General features: G+C 62.9%; 12 protein-coding genes and 1 pseudogene. 8 read left to right on the top strand and 5 right to left on the bottom strand.

The window, feature by feature from the left end; all coding sequences use genetic code 11:
- Nucleotides 1-127 (top strand): annotated as a pseudogene (locus AC4FWB_RS19540) (IS481 family transposase); the annotation flags it as partial.
- A 132-nt stretch (nucleotides 128-259) separates the two neighbouring features.
- On the opposite strand, the gene AC4FWB_RS19535 reads toward AC4FWB_RS19540, so the two are convergent.
- Nucleotides 260-967, bottom strand: coding sequence for a pyrimidine 5'-nucleotidase (locus AC4FWB_RS19535; RefSeq protein WP_491027890.1), 708 nt, complete (start codon nucleotides 965-967; stop codon nucleotides 260-262).
- A 150-nt stretch (nucleotides 968-1,117) separates the two neighbouring features.
- Here AC4FWB_RS19535 and AC4FWB_RS19530 point away from each other — a divergent pair, with 150 nt between their 5' ends.
- The 4 genes from AC4FWB_RS19530 (at nucleotide 1,118) to AC4FWB_RS19515 (ending at nucleotide 3,856) form a co-directional block, all read left to right on the top strand.
- The gene (locus AC4FWB_RS19530) at nucleotides 1,118-1,879 is read left to right on the top strand and encodes a GGDEF domain-containing protein (protein WP_491027889.1); all 762 of its coding nucleotides are present in this window, start codon (nucleotides 1,118-1,120) and stop codon (nucleotides 1,877-1,879) included.
- Nucleotides 1,880-2,047: 168 nt separating this feature from the next.
- Nucleotides 2,048-2,248, top strand: a complete 201-nt coding sequence (locus AC4FWB_RS19525) for a hypothetical protein (protein ID WP_491027888.1) — start codon at nucleotides 2,048-2,050, stop codon at nucleotides 2,246-2,248.
- Nucleotides 2,245-3,684, top strand: coding sequence for a GMC oxidoreductase (locus tag AC4FWB_RS19520; RefSeq protein WP_491027887.1), 1,440 nt, complete (start codon nucleotides 2,245-2,247; stop codon nucleotides 3,682-3,684). The genes AC4FWB_RS19525 and AC4FWB_RS19520 overlap by 4 nt, the downstream gene beginning before the upstream one ends.
- 34 nt (nucleotides 3,685-3,718) lie before the next feature.
- Nucleotides 3,719-3,856, top strand: a complete 138-nt coding sequence (locus AC4FWB_RS19515; protein WP_491027886.1) for a hypothetical protein — start codon at nucleotides 3,719-3,721, stop codon at nucleotides 3,854-3,856.
- Nucleotides 3,857-4,192: 336 nt separating this feature from the next.
- Here the strand turns inward: AC4FWB_RS19515 and phhA are convergent, their stop codons facing one another.
- Entirely contained in the window at nucleotides 4,193-5,026 is an 834-nt protein-coding gene (phhA, locus tag AC4FWB_RS19510) for a phenylalanine 4-monooxygenase (protein ID WP_491027885.1), read from the bottom strand.
- A gap of 138 nt (nucleotides 5,027-5,164) precedes the next feature.
- Here phhA and AC4FWB_RS19505 point away from each other — a divergent pair, with 138 nt between their 5' ends.
- Both AC4FWB_RS19505 and AC4FWB_RS19500 read left to right on the top strand, forming a co-directional pair.
- Nucleotides 5,165-5,641, top strand: coding sequence for an Lrp/AsnC family transcriptional regulator (locus tag AC4FWB_RS19505; protein ID WP_491027884.1), 477 nt, complete (start codon nucleotides 5,165-5,167; stop codon nucleotides 5,639-5,641).
- A gap of 398 nt (nucleotides 5,642-6,039) precedes the next feature.
- The gene (locus tag AC4FWB_RS19500; RefSeq protein WP_491027883.1) at nucleotides 6,040-8,019 is read left to right on the top strand and encodes a putative bifunctional diguanylate cyclase/phosphodiesterase; all 1,980 of its coding nucleotides are present in this window, start codon (nucleotides 6,040-6,042) and stop codon (nucleotides 8,017-8,019) included.
- Nucleotides 8,020-8,093: 74 nt separating this feature from the next.
- On the opposite strand, the gene AC4FWB_RS19495 is transcribed toward AC4FWB_RS19500, so the two are convergent.
- The gene (locus tag AC4FWB_RS19495) at nucleotides 8,094-9,155 is read right to left on the bottom strand and encodes a class I SAM-dependent methyltransferase (protein ID WP_491027882.1); all 1,062 of its coding nucleotides are present in this window, start codon (nucleotides 9,153-9,155) and stop codon (nucleotides 8,094-8,096) included.
- A gap of 320 nt (nucleotides 9,156-9,475) precedes the next feature.
- Between AC4FWB_RS19495 and bchE the strand changes: the two genes are divergently transcribed.
- On the top strand, nucleotides 9,476-11,044 hold the full coding sequence (gene bchE / locus AC4FWB_RS19490) for a magnesium-protoporphyrin IX monomethyl ester anaerobic oxidative cyclase (protein ID WP_491027881.1): 1,569 nt from the start codon (nucleotides 9,476-9,478) through the stop codon (nucleotides 11,042-11,044).
- Nucleotides 11,045-11,051: 7 nt separating this feature from the next.
- Here the strand turns inward: bchE and argB are convergent, their stop codons facing one another.
- A complete protein-coding gene (gene argB, locus AC4FWB_RS19485; RefSeq protein ID WP_040971090.1) occupies nucleotides 11,052-11,945 on the bottom strand; it encodes an acetylglutamate kinase in 894 nt (297 codons plus the stop codon).
- 203 nt (nucleotides 11,946-12,148) lie between these two features.
- Complete coding sequence (locus AC4FWB_RS19480; protein WP_491027880.1) at nucleotides 12,149-13,645, bottom strand: amidase; 1,497 nt, start codon at nucleotides 13,643-13,645, stop codon at nucleotides 12,149-12,151.
- Nucleotides 13,646-13,740: the final 95 nt, after the last annotated feature.

Raw genomic sequence — 13,740 nt, 5'->3', positions numbered from 1 at the left:
AGCTGCCGAGTTGCCCGTTTGGATGCATCGCTACAATTGGCATCGCCCGCATGGCGGCCTAAAATCCAAAACACCCATCAGTCGCCTCGCATTGTCCGAGGACAACCTGTTGAGGCTCCACAGCTAGAGCAGTTCAGCGTTTGGTCGAATCGCTGAACTGCTCCAGCTGTTTGTCTTTGACGCAATTCCGGACGGAAAACCGTTACACACTTTTCCTGGAATTGCTCTAGTCGGGGCGGCCGACAATCTAGAGTTGGTCTCAGGCCGGGACTTCGACGATTGCCGTCAGGAAGCCGGCGAGATCGTCGGTGACGAAATCCACGTCGTCCTCATTCGCCGGATCGCGCTCCCAGATCTCCGAGAAGGTCGGCTCGAAATTGCGCGGCACAACCAGCACGGTCGTCATGCCGAGCGATTTCGGCACCGAGAGGTTGCGCGCCAGATCCTCGAACATCACCGCATTGTGGCCGGTGACGGAATGCAGCTCGGCGAACCTTTCATAGGTCTGGCGCGCCGGCTTGGGGTTAAGCCCTGCCGCGACGATGTCGAAGATGGCGTCGAAATGGTCCAACACGCCGAGCTGGCGCGCGGCGCGCTCGGCATGCCTGCGGTCGCCGTTGGTGAAAATGAACTTGCGGCCCGGCAACTGCCGGATCGCCGCGCCCAGCACCGGATCGGGCACCAGCCAGGAATAGTCGATGTCGTGCACCTTCTCGAGGAAGTCGTCGGGGTCGATGCCGTGGCGCGCCATCAGCCCGTTCAGCGTCGTGCCATATTCCTGGTAGAGCTCTTTCTGCAGCTTGCGCGCCTCTTCCCGCGACAGGGTCAGCAGCTCGCTGACATAGGCGGTCATCTTCACGTCGATCTGCGCGAACAGATTCGAATGATGCGGATAAAGCGTGTTGTCGAGGTCGAACACCCAATCCGTGACATGGGCAAATCGCGAGGGGTCGGGTGTCGTTGTCATGACTTCCTTATGGCATGCGGACGCGGACTTTATCCACAACTTCTGCGCGTCGCGCGTAGTGAAAATAGCCGCTCGCTTCAAATTTTAACCGTCCCGGAAAGGTCGCCTTCAGCGCTTGCTGGCACAGAGGCATTCCGTCGGGAGTCAGCGATGAATCGCATAATTTTGAAGTCCGCAGTCGTCGCGTTCGCTTCGGTCGCCGTCTCGCTTTTGTTGACGCTGGTTGTGGTCCCGGCCATGGGCTTTCCGGTCAGCCGCACCGTCTGGCTGACGGCCACGGTTTGCCCGTTGATGCTCGCCTGGATCGCCAGCGCTGGCACCTTCTGGCAAAGCGACCGCCTGAAGAACGCGCATCGCGAGCTCGCCCGCGCGCATGCGCAGCTCGCCGCGGCCCACAGGCGCCTGTCGGAGAAGGCCAGCCGCGACGACATGACCGGCATGCTCAACCGCGAGACCTTCTTCGCCGCGCTCGACGGCTCCCGCCGCAAGGCCGATCGCGGCGCGCTGCTGATCATCGACGCCGATCACTTCAAGACCATCAACGACAATTACGGTCACCTGACCGGCGACGATGCGCTGCTTCTGATCGCCGGCGCCATCGAGCGGGGCGTGCGCAGCGGCGACGTGCTCGGCCGCATCGGCGGCGAGGAGTTCGCCGCCTTCCTTATCGGCGCCACCGAGCCGGAAGCGAGGCGTGTGGCCGAGCGTATCCGCCGCGAGGTGGAACTGATCCGCTTCCGTCCGATAGACGAGCGGACCGTGCCGTTGACCGTCTCGATCGGCGGCATCACCTGCGGCGAGAACGCCACCGTGTCGGAACTGATGCGCGCCGCCGACCGCAGGCTCTACGAGGCAAAGCACCGCGGCCGCAACCTTTCCATTCTCGATCGCGACATTTCGGAAGCCGCCTGAGGCCTGGGCGGGCGTTAGCAAATTCCTAACCCTTTCCAAATTCAACCGCGGCGATTGCGCGGTTGTAACGACGTCTTCATCTAGACTTGGCATGGAATTGGCTTCTCCGGCGGCATGTGTGCCGTCCAGGAACGGCATGCGTGTATCGAGCCCATCGAAAGACGTGTCATGACCCATTTCATCAAGATGTCGCGCCGCACGATCGTGCAGGCACTGATCGCGCTGCCCGCGCTGTCGCTGTTCCGCAACCAGCCGGCCGTCCCTGGCCTTGGCCTTGGCCTTGGCCTTGGCCTTGGCCTTGGCGAGATCGCCCCCGATGAGATCATCGAGGTCAACGGCTGGATCCTGAAGCGGGGCGATCTCGCATGATCTTCGACAGCTACGAGGCCTATAGGCAGGCGGGGTTCAAACCCAAGGTCTGCATCCTCGGCTCCGGCCCGGCCGGCACCACGATCGCCAGGAAACTGGGCGCCGCCGGCATTCCGGTGGTCGTTCTGGAGGCCGGCTCGCGCGAATTCAGCGACGAGTCGCAGGATTTCTATCGCGGCGCTACGGTCGGCGATTTCTATTTCGATCTCGACATCACCAGGCTGCGCTTCATGGGCGGCTCTTCCAACCACTGGGCCGGCTGGTGCCGCGTGCTCGACAGCCAGGATTTCGAGCCCAAGGCATGGGCGCCGGACACCGGCTGGCCGATCAGCCGCGCCGATATCGAACCTTATCTGCCCGAAGTCCGCGATATTCTCGAGCTTCCCGACTTCCGGCCCGATGTCCCAATCTCGGACGACATCCGCTGGGTGCAGCTGATCAAGAGCGGCGCCGTGCGCTTTGCCGAGAAATTCGCCGACGAGCTCGACCGGAGCAAGACCATCGCCGTCGTGCTCAACACCTACGCAACCGAGCTCGCCGGCGACGGCAAGCGAGTGACCGGCGCCAAATTGTGGTCGAACGGCCAGGACGCCGGCACCTTCACGGCGGATTACTTCATCACTTGCACCGGCGGGTTGGAGAACTCCAAGCTGCTTTTGTGGTCGAACCGGCGCTCGAATGGCGGTGTCGTGCCGAACGCCGCAGCGCTCGGCCGCTATTGGATGGAGCACCCGACCTTCGAGGGCGGCAATGCCATCCTCGCCAGCTACGGCGAGTTCGAGGTCGACGCCTCGAACGAAGCCTTCTTCTCGCCCACGCTCGCCGCGATGGAGCGGCTGCAGATCCTGAATTTCGGCATCAGGCTGATCGAGATGCCCTACCCGAATGTCAAACGGCTGATCGCGGACCTGGCCTGCACCGCGCCCAATATGGCGGAATGGATGTCGGACCAGCTCAGCCAGCGCCTGCGTTGCGCCACCCAGCTCTACGTCGCTTGGGAACAGGCGCCGCTCGCCTCGAACCAGATCGAGCTGTCGAAGATCGATGTCGACCACGCCGGCGTGCCGCGCATCGAGCTGCACTGGAAGAAGTCGCCGCTCGAGCGCCGCACCTTGCTGGAGGGCTTGCGGCTCTTCGGCACCACCATGGCGCAGAAGAATCTCGGCCGCGTGCGCATCGCCGACTGGATCAGCAATGGCAGCGACTACCCGACGAACCAGGAGACGGCGGGCCACCACCATATGGGCGGCACCCGCATGGGCACCGATGTCCTGAAGAGCGTCGTCGACGCCAACTGCAAGGTGCACGGCATGGACAACCTCTATGTCGGCGGCTCCTCGGTGTTCTGCACGTCCGGGCAGTGCAACCCGACGACCACCATCACCGCGCTTGCCTGCCGGCTGGGCGATCACCTCAGCAAGGTGATCACGGTCTGAGTTCCCCGAAAAGCAGGCGGCGCCGGCGCCTGGAATGGCAACCCGGCGCCGCCCTGGCGCGCCTTTTGGGAAGTTCGAACTGGCGACCGTGCTGCGCTTCATCAACGCCGCGCTCGACCTGCAGAGCGAGCAGTTGGCGAGGCTCAAGGCCGAACCGGCTGCCGCCGGCTGACGCCCATGAACCCAGAGCGGTCCAGTCGCTTTGTCGGCGACCGAACCGCTCTGACGGCCGGCTGGGCGAAAGCCGGACCTTTGGCGCACGCCGTGCCGAAAACGGTTCAGGCGCCGCGCTTTTGTTCGATGGTCTAGAGCGCTTCATCGTTTCACAGAAACGCTGGTGCGCTCTAAGTATTTGTTTTGACGCAATTCCGGACGGAAAACCGCTGCGCACTTTTCCTGGAATTGCTCTAGATCAGGATGACGATTGGTTGAATCGTCATCCTGATCTAACCCCTTGTTGTAGCGTGATCTTTTCCGAAAACCGGTTCCCACTTTTCGGGATCATGCTCTAAACCGTGGCCGGGTCGAGCGCCGGCTGACCCTTGAACCGTGCGACGATGCCGGCGAGATCGCCGCTGGCGAAGGCATCGCGCAGCGCGTCGAAAGACGGCAGCACGAAATAGGCGCGCTGGAACTTGTCGATCTCATAGCCGGTGCGCATCACCGTCTCGAGGTCGAACGGCACGTGGTGGGCATCCTTGCTTTCGACCGCGAACTGCAGCTCGGTGAAGGACGACATCAGCCCGGCGCCGAAGGCTTTCAGCGGCTGGCCGGCTTCCTGGATGAGGCCGTATTCGGCGCTGTACCAATAGAGCCGGGTGATCATCTCGTCGCCGCCGAGCGCGATCATGTCCTCGGCCTTCGCGCCGTACATCTGCATGAAATCGGCAAACACCGGCTGCGTCAGGATCGGCACATGGCCGAAGAAGTCGTGAAACATGTCAGGCTCGACGATGTAGTCGAGCTCCTGCCTCGTCCGCAGCCAGTTGGTGACCGGGAAGCGGCGGTTGGCCAAGTGGTCGAAGAACGGCCCGGCAGGGATCAAGCCCGGCACCGCCACGATCTCCCAGCCGGTCAGCCTGCGCAGTTTTTCGCTGATGGCGTCGAAATCCGGAATTTTGTCGAGCAGGCCGAGCGTTGCGACGCCGTCGAGATAGGAACGGTGCGCGAGCCTCTGCGTCAGCTTCGTCTGGCGGTCGCAGAGCGTGCGCCACACCGCCTGCTCCTCGACCGAATAGTTGTACCCTTGAGCCACCGTGAAATCGGCGCGGCAAACCGAATAATCGCCGCGAAGGCCCTGCGCGGCGCATTCGCGGGCATAGTCGGCAACGCTGATCGTCATTTTTTCCTCCTCAAGATCGTGATCCGCGGATCGTGGGCACATCGTAGCCGCGGCTGGCGAGGCAAATCAGCCTTGTTTGTAGCCAAATGACCAGTTTTGAGGTAAGCTTCGCTCGAAACCGTAGATCGGGGAGTGAAAATGCCTCAATTGGATGAGTTCGAGATAAAAATGCTCGACATCTTGCAGCGCGATGGACGAATGCCCGTGTCGGAACTGGCGCAGGAGATCGGCCTGTCGACCACGCCCTGCGCGCGGCGCTTCGAAGCGCTGCAGGGCGCCGGCATCATCAAGGGTTTCGCCGCCATGCTCAGCCGGCGCGCGCTCGGCCTGACGGTCGAGGTGTTCATCCAGGTGCGGCTGGTGAGCCACAGCGACGGCTCGCCGGAAAGCTTCATCGCCGCCGTGCAGCGCATGGACGAGGTCTCGTCGTGCTGGACGATGACCGGCGACCACGATTTCCTGCTGCATGTGATGGTGCCGTCGGTGGACGATCTCAACGCCTTCGTCATGCACCGGATGATGCGGCTGCCCGGGGTGCGCGACGTCCACACCCAGCTCGTGCTGCAGAACATCAAAGGGCCTGGCCATGTGCCGCTCAGCCATCTGCGGCGTTAGATTATGTCCGCAACCGGGTTCCCCTGCGGAAAGGAACCCGACAAGACACTGGATCAAAATGCAAATCTGGAGTGTCCGTCCGGCACCGGCCGAAATTAAGACTATCCAATGTTAAGAAAAGACATGCCTGGAGATTTGCGATAGCATAAATCTTACAGGTGTCTTCTCTCGCGCGCCGGAGGAAAGCTTGATCCCCTGCATTGTCCGGCAACTCCAGACTGCTGCATGGAACCCTTGACCGGTCGCGGTGCCGAGGCGGTGGCGCAATCCGTTTACCGCCGGTTAGCAACATTAGTGTCTTATAATGGATCAGGCTTGCCTTCGTCCTTCCGTGAGGACTTGACGGACTTCGTTTGCTCGAGCCGTTGATGCGGAGGATGATCGCCAAGGAGCGTTGCATGCAATTGACGGAGGATGTGGCTCAGAGGGTCACCGAAGCGATTTCACGCCCGTCGTGGAAATCGGCCGATCCGATGCTTTTCGCGATGCTTCTGCAGAAGAACGCGGACCAGAATCGCAAGGTCGTGCGCTGGGGCATAGCGGCGGCCGTGGTGAGCTACATATCCTACGGCGCCTTCGACTTGTTTCTTTTCCCGGACGTTGCGGACCGGCTGATCCTGACGCGCCTGACGTTGGGGCTAACCTTTCTGGTGCTTGTCGAACTCGTTGCCCGACGCGGTTTTGCCGTCACCACGCTGCACTACGTTGCCGCCTTGGCGATCGTGACGGGCGCGATCGGGTGGCTGCTGTCGGCGCTCGGCACGACGCATCAGGCGGCGCTGTCCCATTTCATCATCTTCGGCACTGTTTTCATTCTCGGCGCCAACCTCTTCTTCAATTTCCGGCTATGGCTCTCGGCTCTGTCGTCCGCGACCGTAACAGTCGCCTTCTCGGGCGCCACGCTGTTCTTCCTTCAAGCCGACCTTGCCACCCGCCTGGTGCTTGCCACCTACTTCGCGAATTGCCTTGTCTTGTCGCTCTATCTTTCGTGGCGCCTAAGCATGGAGCGCTACCACACCTTCCTGCATGCGCTCCAGGCGCAGATCCAGGAGCAGGTCGCCATCGAGAACGGTCAAAAGCTCATCGAGATCGCCGATACGGATCCGCTTACCGGACTCAAGAACCGCAGGGCGATCACGCGGGAATTCGCGGAGTTGTGCAAGGAATGGGCCAAAGACAATGACGAAATAGGCGTCATTCTCATGGATGTCGACTACTTCAAGCGGTTCAACGACCGGCTCGGACATCAGGCCGGCGACGACTGCCTGATCGAACTCGCCCGTGCCTTCGACGAAACGGCGGCTTCCAACCACGCCATCGCGGGACGCTATGGCGGCGAGGAATTCGTCGTGCTGTGCAAGGTCGCCGGACGGGATCACCTGCGTGAGGTAACGCATCAATTTTGCCGGGCCGTCGAGGATCTGAAAATCTCCCATCCAGACCGGGACGACAAGCTCGACATCGTCACCATCAGCGCCGGCGCGTCGTTGACGCGCGCCGAGCAAAGCATAGAGCTTCGTATCCTGCTGCAGGAGGCCGACCGCGCGCTCTATGCCTCCAAATTTTCGGGTCGCGCGACCTTCACGATCTATGACGCCCAGGCCATCGACCAGAAGCGCGCCAGCCAGAATCTTTCAGAACTGCTCAAGCATGCCGTTTCGGAGGGACTTGTCTCCGTGGTCTATCAGCCGATCTGCGACGCGACATCCGGCCAGGTGCTTGGCCATGAGTCGCTGATGCGGCTGCGCGACTTCGACGGCAGCGTGATCAGCCCGTCCGTATTCATACCCGTGGCCGAGCAGACCGGCGGGATCGAGGAACTTGGGCTGTGGCTGATCGACCGGGCCTGCGGCGACATGGTCGAGCATGGGCTGGGGGCGGTCGTTTCCGCGAACGTATCGGTCGTTCAGCTCAAGGCTCCGAATTTCCCGCTGCACATCGCAGAGATCCTGGGCCGGCATGGCATGGCGCCTCATAAGCTGGCGCTCGAGGTCACCGAGGGCAGCGACATTTCCCTGGAGGCACAGGCCGCCAGAAGCATCGAACAGCTTCGGGCCCTTGGCGTGCAAATCTGGCTGGATGATTTCGGAACCGGATTTGCGGGTCTGGCATGGCTGCGTCGTTTCAAGTTCGACGTCGTCAAGATCGATCGGAGTTTCCTGCATGATTGCCAGACGGTTCGCGGCCTGAGCCTGTTGCAGGACATGGTCAGGCTTCTGCGCAATCTGGGCCACACGGTCCTTGTCGAGGGCGTCGAGACGAAAGAGCAGCAGAATCTGCTCCAGCACATGGGCATTCAGTCGATCCAGGGCTTCCTCACCGGGCGCCCCGTTCCGATCGAGGAGATCGTGCAGTCCAGGCGGGAACTCGTCGCCTAGGGCAATTCCACGAAAGTCGGGCCGTGAACGGCCCGACTGGAAATCAAAATGGATTTTGAAGTGGCCGCTCTCGCCTATGCCGGCGCTCCGAGATCCCCGCGCTTGCGGATCTTGCCGTAAACGATGTTCCTGTTCGATCCGTAATAGACCTCGGCCTCGACGCGGTTCTTGTCCACCGCGGCATTGATGATATCCCACATGTCGCTCGCCGAACGCAGGATGAGCGGCCAGTCCATGAAGGTCTCCATGTAGCCGTCGGTGGTGATCTCGTCGCTGAAATTGGCGAAGAGGAATTCGCCGTCCGGCTTGACCAGTTCCATGGCTCGCTGCAGCAGCCGTGCACCGACAGGGAGCGGCAGGTAGTCGTACAAGCCGGATGCATAGACGAGATCGAAAGTGCCAAGCGGGTAGGCGCGCCGCAAGAGGCCGCGCACGGAGCCGTCTATGGCTTCCACTGCCGTGCTGGCAAGGTCGCGGTTGACGGTGCCGACGCTCACCGGGTCCTGGTCGAGACCGATCCAGCGCTTCAATCTTTTCCCTGCGAGCGCCTTTGAGAGCTCGGCTTCCCGCAAATGGCCGCAGGCGATCGCCAACACCTCGGCATCCTCAACCCGCGCAGCCGTTTCGTCGACCGTCCTGGCCAGGATCTCGCGACGCTCGCGCCCCGCCACCGAACTCGCCGCCTCGCTCGTATAGGCAAATATCTCGCGGCCAAGTTCGCTCGAGGATGCCACGATCTCGTCGGCGCTCGAGTGCTTGTAGTAGATGTCCAGCAGCGTCGCGTCGCCCGAATAGCCGCGCGGCTTTTCGAAGGACCAGCGCGTGAACGGATCCTGTTTCAGGTACGCCGCCACACGGTGTTGTTGAGCCAGCGGGATCAACTCCTGCCAAACAGCAGGGGCGACGTCGCGGCGCAGTTCATGCAATCGACCGGCCAGGCGTTCGACTATTTGCCCCGCAGGCTCCTGGCGCGTGAAAGCCTGGTGGGCAAGGTCCAGCACGAGGGCGAGCTGGGCTGCCCGCGCCCTAAGCTCGACGGCGTCGACCGTCTCCGCGGACGCCGCCTTATGCTTCTTGATCAACGTCGACGTGATGAGGCTCGCCTCATCAATTTTCAAATCAGGATTCAACGCCATATGGGCATTCCTTGTGGTCCCCCACCGACGATTATAAATGCTTAGAGTTTTAATAAAAGTTTAGGACAGACTGCATTAGTGATAGCTGAAATACGGTTCTGCGAAGGTTTCAACCGACGAGAGCCGCGGCGCGATCGACATGCGGGGGTGCGTACGACCTCAGCACCTTCGCTATGCACTGGCTGCGCCGTTTCCCGGCATGCGCGACGTTAGGGTGCGCCCATCAAATCTGTGGGAAAGCTGCATCGAAATTGCTGAACCGCGCCAAGGCGGCTTCGACATCGGCGGCTAGCACCGGCCTACCGACAAGGAGGTCCGCCATGAACATCGTGCTGGTCAACCCGCCACATACGGCCATCGGCAGCCGCGTGCCTGACGATCATCTGCCGCCTCTCGGGTTGCTGGCGATCGGCGGTCCGCTGCTCGATGCCGGCCACCTGGTGCGCCTGGTCGACGCCGAGTTCGGGCCGATGCCGCTTTCCGTGCTCGTTGATGACGCCCTGAGCGGCAATCCGGATTTCGTCCTCATCGGCCATTCCGGCTCGACCTCGGCGCACCCGACGGCGTTGCGGATCGCTGAGATGATCAAGGCCTGCGCGCCCGAGGTCATCATCGTTTATGGGGGTGTCTTCCCGACCTATCACTGGCGCGACGTGCTGGCCGCAACGAACGTCTTCGACTTTATCGTCCGCGGCGAGGGCGAGGCGACTGCGGTGGCGCTGGTCGAAGCGCTGGAACGGCGCCTGCCGTTGTCGGGCGTCGCCGGCATCGCCTATCGCGACGATCTCGGCCGTCCCTTCGCCACGCCGGCGGCGATGACCATTGCCGACCTCGACGCCCATCGCGTCGGCTGGGAGCTGATCGACCATCGCCGCTACAGCTATTGGGGCGGCAAGCGCGCCGTGGTCATGCAGTTCTCGCGCGGCTGCCCGCATTTGTGCAACTATTGCGGCCAGCGCGGATTCTGGACGCGTTGGCGGCACCGCGACCCGGTCAAGTTCGCGAAAGAGATCGCCAGGCTGTATCGTGAGCATGGCGTCGAGCTCGTCAACCTTGCCGACGAGAACCCCACCTCCTCCAAGAAAGCCTGGCGCGCCTTTCTCGACGCCATGATCGTTGAAGACGTGCCGGTGCTGATCGTCGGCTCGACCCGCGCCGACGACATCGTGCGCGATGCCGATATCCTGCACCTCTATCGCAAGGCCGGCGTCATCCGCTGGCTGCTCGGCATGGAGAACACCGACGAGGAGACGCTTTCCTTGATCCGCAAGGGCGGCAGCGCCAAGTCCGATCGCGAGGCGATCCGGCTGCTGCGGCAGCATGGCATCCTGTCGATGGCGACCTGGGTCGCCGGCTTCGAGGACGAAGGTTTTCGCGATTTGTGGCGCGGCTTTCGCCAGCTCATCGCCTATGACCCGGACCAGATCCAGGCTCTCTATGTGACGCCGCATCGCTGGACGCCGTTCTTCCGCATCGCCCGAGACCGCAAGGTGATCCAGAAGGACGTCCGCCTCTGGGATTACAAGCACCAGGTGCTGCATATGACCCGGCTGAAACCCTGGATGCTGTTCTTCGCCGTCAAGCTGATCGAGCTTGCCGTGCAGTCGCGGCCGAAGGCGTTGGCGCGCATCCTGTTCCATCCCGATCCCGAGCAGCGCCATTCGATGCGCTGGTACACGAAGATGGGGCGCCGCGTCTGGTTTCGCGAAGTCTGGGGTTTCCTAGTGCGCGACCGCCGCGTCAAGGACGGACCGACGCTCGCCGAATTCTGGGGCGCGCCGCAGGACGCCGAAGAGGAATCGATGATCTTTCGGCACCCGAGGCGAAAGCCGGTACTGCCGACTGTCGTGCGCAGCGAAGCACCCGATCGGAAAAGATTAGCCGGCTGATGAACTGTTACGGAACGATCAGCGTGCCGGCGCCGTGCTCGGTGAAGAGCTCGAGCAGCACCGAATGCGGCGTCTTGCCGTTGAGGATGACGACGCCTTCGACACCGCGCTCGATCGCCTCGATGCAGGTCTCGACTTTCGGGATCATACCGCCCGACACCGTGCCGTCCTTGATCAGCGCCTTGGCTTCGGCGACCGTCAGTTCGTCGATCAGCTTCTTGTTCTTGTCGAGCACGCCGGGCACGTCGGTGAGGAAGAGCAGGCGCGAGGCGCGGCAGGCGCCGGCAATGGCGCCGGCAAAGGTATCGGCATTGATGTTGTAGGTATGGCCGTCGCGGCCGGGCGCCACCGGCGCCAGCACCGGGATCATCTCCGAGCGCGCCAGAAGGTCGAGCAGCGTGCGGTCGACCTCGACCGGCTCGCCGACAAAGCCCAAATCCAGCACCCGCTCGATGTTGGAGTCCGGGTCGATCATGGTCTTGCGCGCCTTTTCGGCGAACACCATGTTGCCGTCCTTGCCGCAGAGGCCGATCGCCCATTCGCCCTCGGCGTTGATCAGTGCCACGATCTCCTTGTTGATCGAGCCGGCCAGCACCATCTCGACGATCTCGACCGTCTTCTGATCGGTGACGCGCAAGCCGCCCTCGAACTTGGATTCGATGCCCATCTTGTTGAGCATGGCGCCGATCTGCGGCCCGCCGCCGTGGACGACGATCGGGTTGACCCCGGATTGCTTCAGGAGCGCGATGTCGCGGGCGAAGGCCTTGCCGAGCTCGTTGTCGCCCATGGCGTGGCCGCCATACTTCACCACCACGGTCTTGTTCTCGTAGCGCTGCATGTAGGGCAGCGCTCTGGAGAGCAGCGCGGCCTGCATTTCAGCGGTGGCGGCGATGTCCGTCATCGATGTCGATCCCAGCTAGAGCATGTCTCCCGAAAGTGGGAGCCGGTTTCGGGGCAAAGACATGCTTAAGATCAAAGGACTAAAGCATGTCGCGTGAATCCTCTTTCACGCGACGTGCTTTAGCATGAATGGCGGCGTCTTAGCGGGAATTGCCCCAGGCCGCAAACGGCTTTGCGGTCACAATGATGAAATCACGCCTGTCCTTAAACCGGTGTCTTGAGCGGCGCGCGCCGCTGCAGCCATCCGGAGAGCTTCTCCATCTGTGCGGCGAAGGACAAAAGCGTCTCTTCGTCGCCCGGCCGCCCCGCGGCCTGGACGCCGAGCGGCAGGCCGCCCGCCGTGACATGGACCGGCAGCGCGATCGAAGGCTGGCCGCTGACATTGTGGATCGCCGGCCAATGGGTGAACCACAGGCTCTTGTCCATCAGCTGGCCGAAAATTGATTTGATCCTGAGCAGCCCGGTGAGGTGCAGTTTGTCGAGCAGGTTTTCGATGAGCTCGTCGGCGCCCTTCGGGTCCATCGCGCCGCAGGCGAGCGGCGGGTGCGCGATGATCGGCATCAGCACGGCGTCGAAGCGCGCGGTCTCCTCGATCATCCGCCGCGCGGTGGCGTTGAGCCGCTGCACCGCGTCATAGACTTCGCCAGCCGACAGCATTTCGCCGAGGCGGCCGAGCACGCGCGTCGCGCGCTCGACCTCGCTGGTGACGGGTCGGCCGACGCGCAGCGCCTCGGCCCGCATCATGCCCGCAACCGCCGAGGCGACGCTCTTGCAGAAATCGGCCATGAACTCGCGGCCGATATAGGGCAGGTCGATCTCTTCCACCGTGTGCCCGCCCTCGCGCGCCAGCGCCACTGCCGTGTCCAGCGCGGCAATCGTCTCGGCCGAGATCGGCAGGCCGAGCGGCGACCTGCGGTAGACGGCGAGGCTGAGCCTGCCGGGATCGCGCGCGGCGGCAGCCGCAAACGTGCCCTTCGGCTCCCGGGCCGCATAGGGCGACAGCGAATCGGCGCCATGGGTCAGGTCGAGCAGAAGCGCTGAGTCGCGCACCGAGCGGCTGACGGCGTGGTCGACGACCATGCCGTACCAGCTCTCGCTGACCAGCGGCGTCAGCGGCACGCGGCCGCGCGAGGTCTTCAAGCCGACGAGGCCGCTGCAGGCCGAAGGCACGCGGATCGAACCGCCGCCGTCGGAAGCGTGCGCGGCCGGCACCACGCCCGCCGCCACGAGCGCGGCTGAACCGCCCGACGAGCCGCCGGTGGTGTGGCCGGTATTCCAGGGATTGCGGGTGATGCCGAAGCGCGCCGATTCCGTCATCAGCCTGAGCCCATGCTCGGGCGAGGTGCTGGTGGCGATCGGGATCAAGCCGGCGGCCAGATACCGTTCGACCATCACCGAGTTGAAATCCGCGGTGAAAGCCGGAATGCGGCTGCCGCCATAGATCGGCACGCCCTTGATGCCGATGCCGAGATCTTTCAGCGCGAAAGGTACGCCGGCGAGCGGCAGCTTGCGGTCCACGGTCTTTGCCAGTGTCCGCGCGGCATCATAGAGCGGCGTGGCGATTGCATTGATGTCGGGCCTTGTCGCCTCGGCGCGCGCGATCGCGGCGTCGACCAGCTCCTGCGGCGAGACGTCTCCCTTGTGCACGAGCTCGGCAAGTCCTGTCGCATCCTGTTCCCAAAGCACGCGTTCAATCGACATCGCCGCCCCCTCTTTTGCGCAAGGCTATCGCATGAAGCGGCAAATCGGAATCGGGATTCGACAGACTAGCGGCACGACAGTCTTTGGCGGACCAA

This window comes from Mesorhizobium sp. LEGMi-168a (assembly GCF_058312955.1).
Note: the sequence above shows the minus strand (reverse complement) of the source record. Positions and strands in the feature narration are given on the sequence as shown.